This is a genomic window from Segatella copri (assembly GCF_026015625.1).
GTDB lineage: Bacteria > Bacteroidota > Bacteroidia > Bacteroidales > Bacteroidaceae > Prevotella > Prevotella copri_H.
In genome coordinates this window covers 1,145,724-1,162,782 of the sequence record NZ_JAPDVG010000001.1, presented here as the reverse complement: position 1 = coordinate 1,162,782, position 17,059 = coordinate 1,145,724, and the positions used below count along the sequence as shown (strand labels likewise).

15 protein-coding genes are annotated in these 17,059 nt (G+C 46.1%); 5 read left to right on the top strand and 10 right to left on the bottom strand.

Annotation, left to right across the window (positions count from 1 at the left end; all coding sequences use genetic code 11):
• Positions 1-13: 13 nt before the first annotated feature.
• The gene (locus ONT19_RS05275; RefSeq protein WP_264952998.1) at positions 14-1,162 is read right to left on the bottom strand and encodes an SPOR domain-containing protein; all 1,149 of its coding nucleotides are present in this window, start codon (positions 1,160-1,162) and stop codon (positions 14-16) included.
• 106 nt (positions 1,163-1,268) lie between these two features.
• Between ONT19_RS05275 and rfbC the strand changes: the two genes are divergently transcribed.
• Both rfbC and ONT19_RS05265 read left to right on the top strand, forming a co-directional pair.
• Positions 1,269-1,823, top strand: a complete 555-nt coding sequence (gene rfbC, locus ONT19_RS05270) for a dTDP-4-dehydrorhamnose 3,5-epimerase (RefSeq protein ID WP_264952999.1) — start codon at positions 1,269-1,271, stop codon at positions 1,821-1,823.
• Between the two features lie 45 nt (positions 1,824-1,868).
• Positions 1,869-2,672 carry a DUF4738 domain-containing protein gene (locus ONT19_RS05265; protein ID WP_234564502.1) on the top strand — a complete coding sequence of 268 codons (804 nt, stop codon included), beginning with the start codon at positions 1,869-1,871 and terminating at the stop codon, positions 2,670-2,672.
• Between the two features lie 118 nt (positions 2,673-2,790).
• Here the strand turns inward: ONT19_RS05265 and ONT19_RS05260 are convergent, their stop codons facing one another.
• The 5 genes from ONT19_RS05260 to ONT19_RS05240 all read right to left on the bottom strand — a co-directional run bounded on the left by ONT19_RS05260 (position 2,791) and on the right by ONT19_RS05240 (position 8,991).
• Positions 2,791-3,939: a sodium ion-translocating decarboxylase subunit beta gene (locus ONT19_RS05260; protein WP_022121790.1), complete on the bottom strand. Its 1,149-nt coding sequence runs from the start codon at positions 3,937-3,939 to the stop codon at positions 2,791-2,793.
• Between the two features lie 124 nt (positions 3,940-4,063).
• The gene (locus tag ONT19_RS05255; protein ID WP_153084424.1) at positions 4,064-4,549 is read right to left on the bottom strand and encodes a biotin/lipoyl-containing protein; all 486 of its coding nucleotides are present in this window, start codon (positions 4,547-4,549) and stop codon (positions 4,064-4,066) included.
• A 5-nt stretch (positions 4,550-4,554) separates the two neighbouring features.
• Positions 4,555-5,583, bottom strand: a complete 1,029-nt coding sequence (locus ONT19_RS05250; protein ID WP_264953000.1) for an OadG family protein — start codon at positions 5,581-5,583, stop codon at positions 4,555-4,557.
• Positions 5,584-5,806: 223 nt separating this feature from the next.
• Positions 5,807-7,501, bottom strand: a complete 1,695-nt coding sequence (locus ONT19_RS05245; RefSeq protein ID WP_117693730.1) for a putative transporter — start codon at positions 7,499-7,501, stop codon at positions 5,807-5,809.
• Between the two features lie 242 nt (positions 7,502-7,743).
• Complete coding sequence (locus ONT19_RS05240; RefSeq protein WP_022121786.1) at positions 7,744-8,991, bottom strand: phosphoglycerate kinase; 1,248 nt, start codon at positions 8,989-8,991, stop codon at positions 7,744-7,746.
• A gap of 324 nt (positions 8,992-9,315) precedes the next feature.
• Between ONT19_RS05240 and radA the strand changes: the two genes are divergently transcribed.
• From radA to ONT19_RS05225, 3 genes are all read left to right on the top strand, one after another.
• On the top strand, positions 9,316-10,800 hold the full coding sequence (gene radA, locus ONT19_RS05235) for a DNA repair protein RadA (RefSeq protein WP_118080753.1): 1,485 nt from the start codon (positions 9,316-9,318) through the stop codon (positions 10,798-10,800).
• A 45-nt stretch (positions 10,801-10,845) separates the two neighbouring features.
• Positions 10,846-11,499 (top strand): 7-cyano-7-deazaguanine synthase QueC, encoded by a 654-nt coding sequence (gene queC, locus ONT19_RS05230; protein WP_022121784.1) that lies wholly within the window; start codon positions 10,846-10,848, stop codon positions 11,497-11,499.
• Between the two features lie 75 nt (positions 11,500-11,574).
• Positions 11,575-12,699, top strand: a complete 1,125-nt coding sequence (locus tag ONT19_RS05225) for a redoxin domain-containing protein (RefSeq protein WP_264953001.1) — start codon at positions 11,575-11,577, stop codon at positions 12,697-12,699.
• 76 nt (positions 12,700-12,775) lie between these two features.
• On the opposite strand, the gene ONT19_RS05220 is transcribed toward ONT19_RS05225, so the two are convergent.
• From ONT19_RS05220 to ftsY, 4 genes are read right to left on the bottom strand one after another with little or no spacing between them, the layout of a single operon-like run.
• The gene (locus ONT19_RS05220; RefSeq protein WP_264953002.1) at positions 12,776-14,221 is read right to left on the bottom strand and encodes an HU family DNA-binding protein; all 1,446 of its coding nucleotides are present in this window, start codon (positions 14,219-14,221) and stop codon (positions 12,776-12,778) included.
• Complete coding sequence (locus tag ONT19_RS05215) at positions 14,218-14,508, bottom strand: HU family DNA-binding protein (RefSeq protein WP_006846479.1); 291 nt, start codon at positions 14,506-14,508, stop codon at positions 14,218-14,220. Before ONT19_RS05215 ends, ONT19_RS05220 begins: the two co-directional genes overlap by 4 nt.
• Before the next feature lie 57 nt (positions 14,509-14,565).
• A complete protein-coding gene (rimO, locus tag ONT19_RS05210; RefSeq protein ID WP_022121781.1) occupies positions 14,566-15,867 on the bottom strand; it encodes a 30S ribosomal protein S12 methylthiotransferase RimO in 1,302 nt (433 codons plus the stop codon).
• 3 nt (positions 15,868-15,870) lie between these two features.
• Positions 15,871-16,824: a signal recognition particle-docking protein FtsY gene (gene ftsY / locus ONT19_RS05205; protein ID WP_006846481.1), complete on the bottom strand. Its 954-nt coding sequence runs from the start codon at positions 16,822-16,824 to the stop codon at positions 15,871-15,873.
• Between the last annotated feature and the right edge of the window lie 235 nt (positions 16,825-17,059).

The window sequence follows — 17,059 nt, the reverse complement described above, 5'->3', positions numbered from 1 at the left end:
TCTTAACTATCAACTATTCTTTCACTTTCGTAATCCAGCCGTCAGTAAATGCATCATAGTTGTGTAAACGGTTGAGAGCAGTATAAGCTTCGCCCTCGGTAGAGTATGTTCCGTATATAACTTTCACATTATTATCCGTAATCAACACCCTAGCTTCCTTGAATCCCTTGTTCTGGAGGAGTTCAGCATAGCAGGCTGCATTGCGCTTGGTAACACGACTTGCCAAAACGATGCTATAGTAAGAAGAAACTGTTTGCAATTCGTTGTCCTGAGTCATGTTGACAGACTTGGCAGGAATGCTCTCTTCTGCCTGTGATTCTGTACTAAGTACCAGTTCTTGAGGTTGCGCAACCTTATTAATCTCCTTAGGCATGATGCGGTTCAACATACCTGTGTCGATTTGGCTCTTCTGAACGGTTGGGGTTCCCAATGGAGAAGAATAGGTGAAGAATGCAATGAGAGCGATGCAGGCTGCTGCAATATTGCGCAACCAGCTCTTCTTGATGCTGATGAATTCGGCATTTGATTCTTCTTCTTCGTTAACGAATACAGAATTGTTGACAGAGAGCCCACTCTCCATCTTCTGGTTACTATCCTGATTCTTGACTTCGCTTTCTGTACGATTGTTTTCTACTGTCTTTGCTGGCATTTCAATGATTGAAGCAGCAGAATTTTCAGCCTTCTGAACCTCTTCTGCAGAAATCTGCGCGAGTGGGAGCATGTTTAAGCCGCCCAAACCATACAACTCAGGGGTAAGAATGCCCGCCTCGCATGGTTCGAAGGTATAATTTCCGTCTTCGTTCAATATGATGGTGCCAATATCATTCAGTTCGAATTTTCCTGAATTCTCCAGAGTCTGACGCATCTCTGTCACCTCATCAGCAATGCGGTTCAAAGCTTCCGGATAGCTGATGTCGTATGCTTCAACATACGAAAGTGCAAGGAGAGAATCGTTCATCTGGAGCTGTGGGTTAAAGCCAATAGTTCTCAGCGGTGGCAAAAACATGCTGTCTCTGCCATCGTAACGCGCATCTACATGATGAGCCATGAAGCCACCAAATCCTGGGACAATCACGCAATCGTTGCTCAAAAGTAGGATCTCTATATGTCTTTCTAGTCTATTCACGTTTGCAAAGGTAGTGATTTTTTCGGAAATGACCAACAGAAAATAGAGAAAATTTTCGATGAAATCATAAAAAGTCTAATTTGTTTTGTCGTTTCGGGAAAAAGTATTACCTTTGTGCCTAAAATAAATAAGGTATAAATCAATGAAATATACAGAGACAGAAATTGAAGGAGTCTGGCTGATAGAACCTCGGGTATTTGAAGATGCTCGCGGCTATTTCTTTGAAGCATGGAAGCAGGCTGACTTTGATGCTCACGTTGGCGGGCATGTGGAGTTTGTGCAAGACAATGAATCGATGTCGGCTCGTGGTGTGCTCAGAGGTTTGCATTATCAGAAAGGTGAATTCTCGCAGGCTAAGTTGGTGCGTGTCATCAAAGGCCGCGTGCTGGATGTAGCTGTTGACTTGAGAAAGGGCAGTAAGACTTTCGGTAAATATGTAATGGTAGAACTGAGTGGAGAGAACAAACGACAGTTTTTCATTCCTCGCGGTTTTGCCCATGGTTTCCTGGTACTGAGTGACGAAGCCATCTTTACTTATAAAGTAGATAATGTTTATGCTCCTGATTACGAAGCCAGTATTCATTGGGATGATCCTACTATCGGAATAAAATGGCCTATTGAAGGAGTTGAGGTGCTTACGTCAGAAAAAGACAGAACCAAAGCAAAGTCTTTCGATGAGGCTGATTATTTCGAGTAGAATTGGCATCAGCTTTTACCGATTAATTTATTTAAAGAACTCATCATGAAAAAGATAGTTAATTTATGGCTGCTCAGTTGTATCTTGACTCTTGTTGCTTGTGGGCATAAGGCCGAAAAGCAACAGGAAGTGAAGGAAGATACTGCGGCTAAGAAGATGTTGCAAGGCATTTGGCTGAACGATGACGATGAGGATGATGTGGCGTTCCGCGTAAAAGGCGATACGATTTATTATCCTGATTCTACCAGTCAGCCTGTCTACTTCTACATTGCTGGCGATACGCTTGTAATGAAGGGTGCTAATATTGCAAAATATCCGATTGTAAAACAGGCTGAGCATATTTTCCAGTTTAAGGTGCAGAATGGGGATGTGGTTAAGCTGGTGAAGACGGAAGATAAGTCTTATTTGCAGCAGTTCATCCACAACCATGTTTCCGTGGCGCTGAATCAGAATACGCTGATTAAACGTGATACGGTGGTTGTAAGGGGCGATGAGAAATATCATCTCTACGTCCAGGTTAACCCAACAAGTTATAAGGTCTACAAGAGTTCTTATAATGATGATGGTGTTGAGGTAGACAATGTTTATTATGATAATATTGTGAACTTGCATGTTTATCATGGTGCCAACTGTCTGTTCTCTCGTGATTTTCATAAGAAGGATTTCGATAAGCAGGTTCCTGCTTCTTTCTTGGACCAGTCTATATTGAGCGACATCGTATTCAATAAGATAGATGAATCTGGCATTCATTATCTTGCTGTTCTGGCAATGCCTGACAGCAGTTTGAGTTATCAGGTTGAGGTTATCATTTCCTTTGAAGGAAAAATGAGAATGCGGGTTAAGAGCTAAAGAAGAAATAAAAAAGTCGCCCTGAAAGGGAAAGCATTGGATGTAAGATGCTTTTGTCCTTTCAGGGCGATTCTTTTTTATGTGCTTATCCTGGAGGGGTAGCTTGGTGGCTCAATTTTTAATTGAAGAATCCCAGCAAAGCTCCGGCTGCAACGGCAGAACCGATGACTCCCGCAACGTTTGGTCCCATGGCGTGCATGAGAAGGAAGTTGTGGCGGTCGTATTCCAGACCTAGGTTGTTGGAGATGCGTGCACTCATTGGTACGGCACTCACTCCGGCGTTTCCGATAAGTGGGTTCAGTTTCTTGCCTTTTGGCAAGAAGAGATTCATCAGCTTGACGAATAAGATTCCGCTTGCCGATGCGATGATGAAAGCAAGAGCACCGAGAGCAAAGATTTTGATGGTGTTTAATGTCAGAAACTCTGAAGCCTGGGTAGAACAGCCTACGGTCAGGCCGAGGAGGATAACGACAATATCATTCAAGCTGCTGCTTGCTGTCTTGGCGAGTCGGGTTGTCTTTCCACTCTCTTTCAGAAGATTTCCGAAGAACAGCATTCCTAATAATGGCAAACCGGATGGAACGATGAAGGTGGTGAGAAGCAGACCGATGATAGGGAAGAGAATCTTTTCTGTCTGTGAAACCTGACGTGCCGGTTTCATCTTGATGACGCGCTCTTTCTTGGTTGTAAGCAGTCGCATCAAAGGTGGCTGGATTACAGGCACCAGTGCCATGTAAGAGTAGGCGCAAACCGCAATGGCTCCCATGAGGTTCGGACTCAGTTTGCTGCTCAGGAAGATGGCGGTTGGTCCGTCTGCTCCTCCGATAATGGCAATGCCAGCTGCCTGGTTAGGTTCGAATCCCAGAGCCAGTGCAATCATGTAGGCGCCGAAGATTCCAAATTGGGCAGCGGCTCCAATCAGGATGAGCTTCGGGTTGGAAATGAGCGCAGAGAAGTCGGTCATGGCTCCAATGCCCAGGAATACGAGTGGCGGGTACCAGCCCTGTTTCACTCCCTGGTAGAAGATGTTCAGAACGGAGTTGTCTTCGTATAAACCTATTTCGAGTCCTGCATCGGCACGGAATGGAATATTGCCAAGAATGATTCCCAATCCGATAGGAACCAGGAGCAGCGGCTCAAAATCTTTCTTGATGGCGAGCCAGATAAAGAGTGCTCCCACCAGAATCATGATGAGGTTTCCTGCCGAGGCGTTGGCAAAGCCCGTAAAGGTAAGAAACTCATTGAAGTTTTGTATAATGAAATCCATAATTTACTTTGAACTTTGAAAGTTAGACATTGATTTACTTTGAACTTTGAAAGTTGAACATTGAACTTTATGATTAGTCTTTTGATTGGAAGAGTAATCATTAGCTTTTTGTCTAAACAGCTTATTACGCGATCGTAACAAGCGTGTCTCCTTCCATTACTGCGTCTCCCTTGTTCACGTTGATGCTGGTAATGGTTCCCGAAGTTTCTGCATCGATGTTGTTCTGCATCTTCATGGCTTCGAGAACGACAACAGTATCGCCTGTGTTCACCTTGTCACCGACTTTCACCTTGATTTCGTTGATAGTGCCAGGCAGAGGGGCAACAACTGGTTTGCCTGCAGCAGGAGTTGCCTGTTTGCTTGATGAAGCAGAATCAGAACTTGCTGAAGAACTGGAACCTGCAGCAGAACCTGCGCTTGCAACAGAGCTGGCAGAAATGTTGTTTTGTCCATCACTTAACTTCACTTTCTGCTTACTACTCTTAACCGGCTGTTTCATTTCCACTTCGAATGGAATTCCATTCACGGTTACATTGGCGATATTGCCTTCAATATCCTGTATTTCAACGACGTAATCTACGCCTTTAACCTTATATTCGTACTTTGCCATAGTTTCTATATTTTAACGTTGTTATTGTTGTTGTTGAATTTCGGAGCATTCCATCTGGTCTGTTTTGGCTTGATGGTGATAATGCCTGGTTCTACATCATGAACATCTTCCAGATATTCCTGTAGTGCAAGGGAGATGACTGCCATGTAAATCTCCTTATCAATACCCTTGGTTTCTAAACCATCTTTCAGAATCACGTTGGTCTTATGACTGAGGCCTTGAGTAACCTCGATGGTCTTCTTTCCTGTCTTATATAATAAGGTGGCGTGCTTCTCAGTAGCACGGGCGATGCGCTGTTTATGTTTCATGTAGGCTCCGAAAACCCAGAACACGATGAAGAGGAGAGCAAGGCAGGCAAATACGATTCCCATTGAAAGTACGGCGATTCCTATTCCGTATGGGTCGCTTTTCTTCAATTGCTGGGCTTTACTCAAACCTGTGTTTTGAGGCAGATAGCCTGGAGTTACTGATCCGGCAATGGCTTTCTCCCATGTCTTGAAGTCCTTACTCAGTTCAAAACTCTCATCGGCAGCCAACACTGGCACGCTTACGGAATCTATCAGGTCAACGGCATTTCCGTCATAGAGTGCTATCCAGTTGGACATCTTTTCCTGTAGAATAAGATTGAGATGAAAAGGTCCCGAGTTGGAAGAATTCTTTGCCTTCCAATGTTGTCCGTTCCTGCCATTCTGGTACCAGGAACTGCTGTCGAAGATAACGATGCTCTTCTTGCCTCCCAGTGTGGTTCGTGGTTCATTGTTAGGCAATGGACACATCAACTGTCGGCGAGCTTCAGGCGACATTTTCTTGTCGAGAACCCTTCGGTCGGTGGTTAGGAACATACCACGCACATTATACGTGGTAAAGGAGGAATTGCTCAATTCCACCCATGGTTTGTGCTGCCCGTACTCATCTACAAGATTGGTACGGTTGTCGGTCATCACCTCCGTAATACGGATACTTTTGGCTCCTTGACTCCAAGCGGGCAAGGACGTGATGACTAGCATGGTTATCAGAAATCCCAATTTCTTCATACGCTTACTAACGTTTATAGGGTTATTGTTTCATATTTCGAAAAAATCTGCATCATATAGGAACGATAGCTGTTCCTAGAAGATTCATTAGGTTTGTTTCTTGTGCTCAAAGGTACGAAGAATTTCTGAAAAGACAACAAAAAAGGTGCACAATTTTTAGTCATTGTGCACCTCTTTTATAATTTATAACTATTTCCAGTTGTTTTGTTAACTTTTGTAAGTCTTACGCTCCGCAGAAGAACAGCACCACTATCTGGGCTGTAAAGATACGGAGGAACATGCTCAATGGATAAACCGTAGAGTATCCTACAGCTGGAGCCTCTTTAGAGCAAGAAGCATTTGCATAAGCCAATGCAGGAGGGTCTGTGTAAGTACCGGCGAGCATACCCATGATGGTGAAGTAGTTGAACTTAAACTTCAGGCGGGCAATTGTACCGATGATGAGGATAGGAATAACGGTGATGAGGAAACCGCATCCCACATATTTCAAACCGTCACCCTGTACTACTGTGTCCCAGAATCCGGCACCAGCCTTGATTCCCACACTCGCCAGGAAGAGTACAAGTCCTATTTCTCGTAGCATCATATTAGCCGAAGTCGTCGTATAAGTTACCAGCTTCATGCGATAGCCGAAACGGCCTATGAGGATGGCGATGATAAGCGGACCTCCGGCAATACCCAACTTCAAAGGCACCGGCATTCCCGGAATGGCAAATGGGAGAGAACCGAAGATAATACCTACCATAATGCCTACGAAGATAGTAGCAATGTTAGGCGCATCGAGGCGCTTTACAGAGTTACCCATAATTTCAGCCACACGGTTCACATTCTCTTCAGGACCTACAACCAGAATCTTATCACCTACGTGGAAGTGGTGGTTTCTGCCTGCAAAGATGTCCATTCCCTGACGGGAAATACGGGTTACGTTAACGCCGTATACGCTGGAGAAGTGCATCTTACCCAAGGTCTTACCGTTCATTTCCGGACGGGTAACGATGATACGGCGAGAAACAAAGTGCTGTACTTCATCCTTCTCGCGGTCCCATTCAGCTTCAACCTCTGGTCCGATAAAAGCCTTGATGGCTTCAGCATCAGCCTCTGCACATACAACGAGCAATTCATCTCCAACCTCAAACTTAGTCTTGCTGTTAGGAATGCTCACCTCGCCATTGTGGAGCAGTCGTGAACATACAATGTCACGGTTCAAGAATTCTGAAACTTCTCTCAGCGTTCTGCCTGTAATATAAGCATTTTCCACGCGCAAGTGCATGTTGTGGGCCTTAGCGTGTGGGTTGGCAGCATCTTCTTCGTTAAGCTGTTCTTCCTCATCAGCAGTATTAATCTTACAGATGTACTTGATAAGGATAGTAGCACCAATAATGCCCACTACACCAAGAGGATAAGCACAAGCATAACCGTTGGCAATACTTGGAGCGCCATTAGGGAAGACGCTGAGCAAAGCCTCGTTGGCAGCACCAAGACCCGGAGTATTGGTAACCGCACCATAGAGAGTACCTACCATCATAGGCAGGTTGTTAGGGTTGCTCGTGTCGAAGAAGAGATAATAGCAACCAAACATCACGAGGATGTTGAGCAGAATTGCGCTAGCCGAAAGCATGTTGAGCGTAACACCACCTTTCTTGAAACTCTCGAAGAAGCCAGGTCCTACCTGGAGACCAATCATGAAGACGAAGAGGATCAAGCCGAAGTCTTGCACGAATGTGAGAATTTCCTTTGGACCGGTGAAGCCAACGTGGCCAGCCAAAATACCTGCGAAGAGAACGAAGGTGACGCCTAACGAAATGCCGCCAATCTTTATCTTTCCGAGGTAAACACCAATAGCTATCACGATAGCGTAGAGTAGGGCGATGTGAGCCACCGACTCGGTATTGGTGAAGAGATTAACAATCCAATCCATGTATTCGTTTTAAAATCAGAAAATTATATTCCTTGTAGTTTACCAAATAATTTTAGAATTTATGTTTTCTGTTGCTTGTTTTAATTGAAAGATACAGTTCTGTTTATAGAGAGAATCTGTAGATTATTAGGGATTCAGTTAAAACTGAAAATTGGAGGACATCACATAGGATGCCCTCCAACCTATTTTTTCTTGTAAAAAATCAAGCCCTTTTTGCAAATGGCTTTCTTTTTGACATGAGATTACTTCTCGATAGCTGCTACACCTGGCAATACCTTACCCTCGATAGCCTCGAGGAGAGCACCACCACCTGTAGAGATGTAAGATACCTGATCAGCCAAACCGAACTTGTTGATACAAGCTACAGAGTCACCACCACCGATGAGTGAGAATGCACCTTCCTTAGTAGCCTCAGCGATTGCGTCAGCAATAGCCTTAGAACCACCAGCGAAGTTGTCGAACTCGAATACACCTGCAGGACCGTTCCAGAGGATAGTCTTGGCACCCTTGATGGCAGCTGCGAAAGCCTTGCGAGTCTCAGGACCTGCGTCCATACCCTCCCAACCGTCAGGGATGTTGTTAGATGGGCAAACCTGAGTATTGCAATCGTTCTTGAAGTCGTCACCGCAGATAGAGTCTGTGCCGAGTACGAGGTTTACACCGTTCTCCTTAGCCTTCTTGATTACGTCGAGAGCAACGTCAAGCTTGTCATCCTCGCAGATAGACATACCGATCTTGCCGCCGAGAGCCTTAGAGAATGTATAAGTCATACCACCGCAGAGAATCAGGTTGTCAACCTTAGTCAACAGGTTCTCGATGATACCGATCTTAGTAGAAACCTTAGAACCACCCATGATAGCTGTGAATGGGCGCTTGATGTTGCCGAGAACTGCGTCAACAGCCTTAACTTCCTTCTCCATCAAGAAGCCGAGCATCTTGTGATCCTTGTCGAAAGAATCAGCGATGACAGCTGTAGAAGCGTGCTTGCGGTGAGCTGTACCGAATGCGTCCATTACATATACGTCAGCGTAAGAAGCCAACTTGGCAGCGAACTTCTTCTGACGCTCCTTCATCTCAGCCTTTGCAGCATCGAATTCTGGAGTACCCTTCTCTACGCCAACTGGCTTGCCTTCCTCTTCTGGATAGAAGCGGAGGTTCTCGAGCAAGAGAGCCTCACCTGGCTTCAAGGCAGCTGCCTCAGCATCAGCGTTACCGCAGTCCTTAGCGAACTTAACGTCTACGCCGAGAGCGTCTGATACGTTCTTAACAATCTGAGAGAGAGAAAGCTCTGGTTTAACCTTGCCCTTTGGCTTACCCATGTGGCTCATCATGATGAGCGCACCGCCGTCTGCAAGTACCTTCTTCAATGTAGGAAGGGCACCGCGGATACGAGTGTCGTCTGTTACATTACCATTTTCATCCAATGGCACGTTGAAGTCAACGCGCACGATTGCCTTGTGACCGGCAAAGTTAAAATCTTCAATTTTCATTTTACCTAAATTTTATTTAGTTTATGTACTAATTTATTGTTCTAAACCTTTCTGCTGGTTTCAAAAACCGAAGGCAAAGATACAAATTATATTTGAATCAGCAAAATATAGTAGCGGTTTTTATGATTTTTAGTAGATGAAATCGTCTGTTTGCTATATCGGGTTTGCAAAATTCGTGTATTGCGCTTCCTTCTGCCTGATTTGTTAAACAAAATGGAGAGAAATGAAATATATTCTTAACAAATTACTTTTTTTTTGGATTTTTCGATAATAAATAGTACCTTTGTGCGCAGTTAAAACGTTATTACATATAAATGAGATAAAATGGCGAAAGATAAAATTGCTTTTGTGTGCAGCAATTGCGGACAGGAAAGTGCCAAATGGATGGGCAAATGTCCTAGCTGCGGACAATGGAATACATTTAAGGAAATTCGTATTGCTGCTGATTCCGGATCGCAGGCTGCGAAGAATGCCGGAATGACCATGCGTCATGGTGGGGCTGCCACGATGTTTGGCGGGCAGCACAGCGAGCATGACGCTGCGCCGATGAAGCTTCGCGATATTTCTGCGATTGATGAACCGCGCATCGATATGAGGGACGAGGAGCTGAACCGTGTGCTGGGTGGCGGAATGGTTCCTGGCAGCATCACGCTCTTGGGCGGTGAACCGGGAATCGGTAAGAGTACGCTCACCTTGCAGACCATTCTGAACATGACTGACCGCCGCATCCTGTATGTGAGCGGAGAGGAAAGTGCCCATCAGATTAAACTCCGTGCCGACCGGTTGGCTAAAGGACAGGCGATGCTCAGAGAGGGTTCTTCTGCGGACACACAGAAAACGGCTTCTCTTTCATCAGAAGGAGCCTTTGATCATATTACGGTTCTCTGCGAAACGCAGTTGGAGAAAATCTTCAGCCATATTCAGGAAGTGGCTCCACAGTTGATAGTTATAGATTCTATACAAACTATTGCTACGGAAGAAGTAGACAGTTCGCCGGGTTCTGTTTCCCAAGTTCGCGAGTGTGCAGCCTCCCTGCTCCGATTTGCCAAGACGAGTGGCATTCCGGTTATTCTGATAGGACATATTAATAAGGAGGGAACGCTTGCCGGACCAAAGATTCTAGAGCACATCGTAGATACGGTGATTCAGTTTGAGGGCGACCAGCATTACATGTACCGCATCTTGAGAAGCATCAAAAACCGATTCGGAAGTACTTCAGAGTTGGGAATCTATGAGATGATGCAAGGTGGACTCCGACAGGTGAGCAATCCTTCAGAGTTGCTGCTTACTGAAGATCATGACGGGCTTTCGGGTGTTGCCATCAGCGCAGCCATCGAGGGTGTCCGTCCGTTCCTGGTAGAGACGCAGGCTTTGGTTTCAACAGCTGCCTATGGAACTCCGCAGCGTTCGGCAACTGGTTTTGACCAGCGCCGTTTGAACATGCTCCTGGCGGTTCTAGAGAAACGTGTGGGGTTCAAACTGATGCAGAAGGACGTGTTCCTGAATATTGCCGGAGGATTGAGAGTAACCGATCCTGCCATGGACTTGAGTGTGTTGGCAGCCGTATTGAGCAGCAATGTTGACACACCTATCGAGCAAGGTTGGTGTATGGCGGGCGAGGTAGGTCTGAGCGGTGAAGTCCGTCCGGTGAGCCGTATCGAGCAGCGTATTGCTGAGGCCGAGAAACTCGGATTCCAGCACATCATCATTCCGAAGTACAACAATCATGGTTTCGACCATAAGAAATATAAGATAGAAATTCATCCCGTAAGGAAGGTGGAAGAAGCATTCCGCTGCCTGTTCGGGTGAAGTAAAAAGTAATCATACAGTTCAAAATTCAAAATTCAAAGTAAAATGAAGGATTCAGTAATCATTGTGAGCGGTGGCATGGATAGCATCACGCTGCTCTACGATAAGAAAGACGAGATTGCACTCGGCATTAGTTTTAACTATGGAAGTAATCATAACGAGCGTGAAATACCTTTTGCCAAGATGCATTGTGAGCGTTTGGGAATCAAGCATATTACGATTGATTTGGGTTTCATGCATCAGTATTTCAAAAGTTCTCTTCTTGAAGGTGCTGATGCGATTCCTGAAGGTCATTATGCTGCTGATAATATGAAGAGTACGGTGGTTCCTTTCCGTAATGGAATCATGCTGAGCATTGCCATCGGCATTGCAGAGAGTAATAATCTGAAGAAAGTTTTCATCGCTAACCATGGTGGCGATCATACGATTTACCCAGACTGCCGTCCGGAGTTTATCAAGGCGATAGATGAGGCTGCTGAAGCAGGAACGTTCGTTGATGTGCGCGTAGTGGCTCCTTATACGAATATTACCAAAGGGCAGATTGCTGAGATAGGTAAGAAGTTGGGCATTGACTATGCTGAAACCTGGAGCTGCTATAAGGGCGGAGAGAAGCATTGTGGCAAATGCGGAACCTGCGTTGAGCGCAAGGAGGCTTTGGCCGAGGCGGGTATTGAGGATACTACCGAGTATGAAGAATAAGGATGACGACGAACCAGGCGTTCTTCGTTCCCTATATATAATAAGGTGTAATCAGAATAAATATAATAAAAGAAAATGAAAACAGCGATTTTATCTGCGGCGTTGATGCTTGCATCAACTGTTGCGATGGCTCAGAAGAGCAACTTCCAGTTGAAGGTGGATTTGAAGAATTTCAATTCCGATTCTGTACTTGTTTACAAGGGCAGAAATGTTAAGATGGATACGGTTTTGGTGAAGAATGGCAAGTTTACCTATTCTGCAAACCTTGATAAGGCAGCCGGATACGTTTTCCTCTCACCTGAAACTTATCGTGGTGCAGGTCAGTTTATGTTCAACCTGCCTTGTGTTCCTGGCGAGAAGGCTGAAGTTAAGGGCGATGCAAAGACCCGCTTCGATATTTCGGGTTCTAAGTTCTATCAGCAGTATCATGAAGTAGATGTTCTGCTGGAGAATGCTAATAAGGAGTTGAGAGATTACGAAGCTTCCCTGAACCAGAGAATCAAGAATGGTGAAACCCAGCAGACTGTCATGGCAGAATATGAGCAGAAGGCTCCTGCCCTGCAAAAGGCAAAGGACGATAAGATTTTCGATTTCGTAAAACAGCATCCTGATTATGAGGCTTGTGCTACTATCTTAGAGCAGTTTGATGATGTCAGCAAGATGGAGAAACTGCTGGGCTTGCTCTCAGAGAATGTGAAGAACGGCAGAATGAAGGCTTTCTACCAGCCAATGATTGATATGGCTAAGAAGCGTGCTGAGGCTGAGGAGAAGGCTAAGAAGGTGCAGGCTGCCGGTGTTGAGGCTCCTGACTTTACGCTGAAGGATATTAAGGGAAATGATTTCAAACTTTCCAGCCTTCGCGGTAAGATTGTAGTTCTCGATTTCTGGGGTTCATGGTGCGGATGGTGCATCAAGGGAATGCCTAAGATGAAGGAGTATTACGAGAAGTACAAGGGTAAGTTTGAAATTCTTGGTGTAGATTGTAATGATACAGAGGCTAAGTGGAAGGCTGCTGTTGAGAAGCACCAGTTGCCATGGATTCATGTTTACAATCCGAAGGACAGCAAGGTTCTCAGCGACTATGCTGTTCAGGGTTTCCCTACAAAGATTGTGATTGATGCTAATGGTAAGATAATCAAGACTATCGTTGGCGAGGATCCTGCTTTCTACACTTTGCTTGATGAAGTGTTGGGCAAGTAATGTAACATCAAACAATGTCGCCCTGTAAGTGCAAAATTACATTTGCTCTTACAGGGCGTTTTTTTTGTTTGTATTTTTATTTCTTTTTCTTCTTCAATTCCAGTTTCGGAATCTTGATTTTCTGTCCGGCTTTTATGGTGCTTGTACCATTCAGGGCTTCTACGTAGCATTCCATGCCCGAACCTAAATAGCGGGTGCTGATCTGTTCGAGGGTCTGACCGGCGCCAACCGTAACGGTCTGGGCAACTCCTATGATTCGGTAAGCTCCCGTGCGTACGCGAGCATCCTTATCATACTGGGATGATGCTATTTTCGAAGTAGCCTTTTCTTCGGCTTTATCTTTAGCCTTTTCTTTTGCTTCAGCCTTAGCTTTTGCTTCAGTCTGCTTAGCTTTTTCAGCGCTAGCACTTTCCTCATCCGAATTTTCAGCCAGTTTTACTGCTTCTGCAGTTTTAGCCATACGGATGCTGTCTTCCATCGCTTTCTGGCGGAGTTTCTGTTCCTGAGAGAGTGGGGCGGCAGCTGGTTTGGCTGGGACTTTCTTGGCTGGAGCCTGGTGATACTGGTTTAGCTGCATGGCTAGATGATCGCGCTGGGCAGTCATCTGACCATAGTTGAAGGCAAACCATCCCATTCCGCCAATCAAAGCTACTACGATGAGACAGACTGCAACGACCAGATAGCGAGGAATAACAATATGATGAGAATTGGAAGGTTCTTCTTCCTCCTCCTCCTCTTCTTCTTCAGATTCATCTGATGCAGGTACTGCGGGTTCAACAACTGCTTTCAGGGCTTGCTGTTGCTGGGCTAATTCAAGCTTCTCTTGCTCCAGTCTTTCCTGCTCCAGTTTTTCCTGCTCCAGTCTTTCCTGCTCCAGTCTTTCTTGCTCAAGTTTCTCCTGCTCAAGTCTTTCCTGTTCCAGCCTTTCCTGCTCCAGTCTTTCCTGCTCTTGCTTTTCTTTCTGTATTCTTTCCTGCTCCAGTTGGGCTTGTTTTAATCTTTCCAGTTTAGCTTGTTCAATAGCAATTTGCTTTGCCAGTTCGTCTTCGGCTTCTTTTTCCTTTTCCTTTTCAGATCCGATTACGACAACCTCCGGATTTGGAGTTGCAGTTTTTTCTTCGTCCAGAAAATCGATTACTTGTGCAGGAGCATCTTCTGTCTGTTCTTCTCCAAACTTCTCATCTATTTCATCGAAATCTACGCCGTCATTTACCACCACCGTTTCAAATTGGGCGAATGGCTTGTTCACGATTTCTTTCAGGATGTTGTCAGGCGTGAAGGTGAGTTTGTCTCTACCTTCAATGGTGAAGCGCTCGCCCGTGTTCACATTGATGCTTTCACGGTCTTTCGTGGCCTGTACCTTAAAGGTACCCAGCCATTTTATCTTCACCTGCTTGTCGGCATCTAGTCCCTGGTTGCACACATCAAACATCTTCCGGATGAAGAGTTCTGCTTCCACCTGGCTCAGCCCGCTTTTATCTGCAAGCAGTTTTCCGAGTGTATTTAAACTGAATTTGCTCATTGCTCATCCCCTCCATTCTTTAGTTTTTCCTTGACCGAAGCAACCGGTCGGAAACCCAACACCAACTTAGGCGGCACCAGCTGGCGCTTCTTGGTAGTAGGATTAACCACCACTCGCTCCATGCGCTTCTTCACTTCGAAGGTGCCAAAATTGGGGATAGAGACAGCTTCTCCATCCTCAAACTCGGCAATCATAGCGTCTATCGCCTTGCGCACCAACTTCTGGGTGTCTTCCTGCGAATAGCCGGTTTGCTGAGCCAGTTCAGCGATGTATTCCTTATTGTTCATATTTATTTAATATGTAGTCAAAATTTCTAAAACTCCAGGCTATGGGAGAGAGAATGATTATTTCACCACCTTGCCATAGAGGTCAAATTCCTCGCTTGCAGTAATTTCTACCTGATAGAAACAACCCACGCGCAGACGCTTCTCATCGGCACGGATCAGAACCTCAGGGTCTACTTCCGGAGAGCAGAACTCTGTTCGTCCGATGTAGTAATCGCCTTCCTTGCGGTCGATGATAACGGTCATGGTTTTGCCCACCTTATCAGCCTCAATCTCAGAGCTGATGTCTTGCTGCAGAATCATCAGTTCGTCCAGTCGGCGCTGCTTTACCTCGGCAGGCACGTTATCTTCGTAGTGGGTGGCGCTGTAGGTTCCTTCTTCCTCAGAGTAGGCAAAGGCGCCCATGCGCTCAAATCTCTGTTCGCGTACAAAGTCGAGGAGCTCGTGGAAATCCTCATCTGTCTCGCCTGGGAAACCAACCATCAGCGTAGTGCGGATGTGAATGCCTGGCACGCGTTCGCGGATGGCCTTCAGCAGATTGATGGTTTCCTGCTTCGTTACGTGGCGGTGCATGCTGGTGAGCATGTGGTCGCTGATGTGCTGGAGGGCAATGTCGAGATATTTGCATACGTTTGGCTTCTCGCGCATCACGTCCAGAAGATCCATTGGGAACTGGTTTGGATAAGCGTAATGCAGGCGAATCCATTTCACGCCCGGAATGTCAGCCATCTCGCTGATGAGTTCGGTAATATGATGCTTGCCGTCAATATCTACACCGTAGTAGGTGAGTTCCTGAGCGATAATCTGAAACTCCTTCACGCCTTCTGCCACCAGTTCGCGCACCTCCTGCAGAATCTCTTCCTTCGGACGGGAAACGTGCTTGCCGGTGATGATAGGAATGGCGCAGTAGGCACAGTGGCGGTTGCAGCCCTCAGCTATCTTGATGTAGGCATAATGGCGCGGAGTGGTGAGATGACGCTGGCCGTTGCAGGATGAAACTTCCGCCTTGCCGAGTTCCTGCAGAAGCTGCTTGTAGTTGAATTTGCCGTAGAACTTATCCACTTCGGGCATTTCTTCTTCCAGTTCCTTCTGGTAGCGCTGCGAGAGGCAGCCCATTACGTAGAGCTTTCTGAGTCGGCCTTCTTCCTTAGCCTGGATAAACTCCAGGATGGTGTCGATGCTTTCCTGCTTTGCATCCTCGATGAATCCGCACGTATTGATGACGGCTATCTCGCCCTGAGGGCGCTTTGAATCGTGAACGCAATGGTAGCCGTTTGCCTCAAACTGCTTCATCAGCAACTCGCTGTCAACGAGGTTCTTCGAGCAGCCCAGGGTAATAATATCTATCTGATTTTTCTTCATTTTCTAATTTTTAAAGAGCGAGTCTACGAATTCTGTCTTGTTGAAGAGCTGCAGATCTTCCATACCTTCGCCTAGTCCGATGTATTTTACAGGCACCTTGAGCTGGTCGCTGATGCCGATTACAACGCCGCCCTTAGCGGTTCCGTCGAGCTTGGTGATGGCGAGCGAGGAGATGTTGGTAACGGCAGAGAACTGCTTAGCCTGCTCGAATGCATTCTGTCCGGTACTTCCGTCGAGCACGAGCATTACCTCGTCTGGTGCCTCAGGCATTACCTTCTTCATCACTTCCTTTATTTTCTTGAGCTCATTCATCAGGTTCACCTTGTTGTGCAGTCGGCCTGCCGTATCGATGAGCACCACGTCGGCGCCGTTTGCCTTGGCGCTCTGCAGGGTGTCGAACGCCACGCTTGCCGGGTCGCTTCCCATCTGCTGTTTCACTACAGGCACACCCACGCGCTCGCCCCAGATGCAAATCTGCTCTACGGCAGCGGCACGGAAGGTGTCGGCAGCTCCCAGAACAACCTTCTTGCCAGCCTTCTTAAACTGGTAAGCCAGCTTGCCGATGGTGGTTGTCTTGCCCACGCCGTTTACGCCTACTACGAGGATAACGTAAGGCTTATGGTCGGCAGGAAGTTCCCAGTCTGCCAGGTCATCGCTGTGATTCTCGGAGAGGAGAATGGCGATTTCCTCGCGCAGAATGCGATTGAGCTCGCTGGTTGAAACATATTTATCGCGGGCCACACGTTCTTCGATGCGGCGGATAATCTTGACCGTGGTTTCTACACCTACGTCTGAAGTGATGAGTACCTCTTCGAGATCGTCGAGCACATCATCATCGACGGTAGACTTTCCGGCAACGGCGCGCGCCAGTTTGCCAAACACACTCTCCTTGGTTTTTTCAAGTCCCTTATCGAGAGTTTCTTTCTTTTTGTTGCTGAATAATCCGAATAATCCCATAATCTTGTTTTTTATCTTCTGCAAAGATACTCATTTTTTTTTATTTTATGGCTTTTTCACTTGCTTTTTCGCCCTTTTCAAGAAAAAAAGTAAAGATTTAGAGGGTTTTATGTCATGACAGAAGGGTTTTCGCCGATAATGTGGGTTAATAAGGTTTAATAAATTAATGTTGTCTGCTACAAAAAACAATTCGCCCTGCAAAGGACAGAAGCGGTTTGGCTTCTGGACCCTTGCA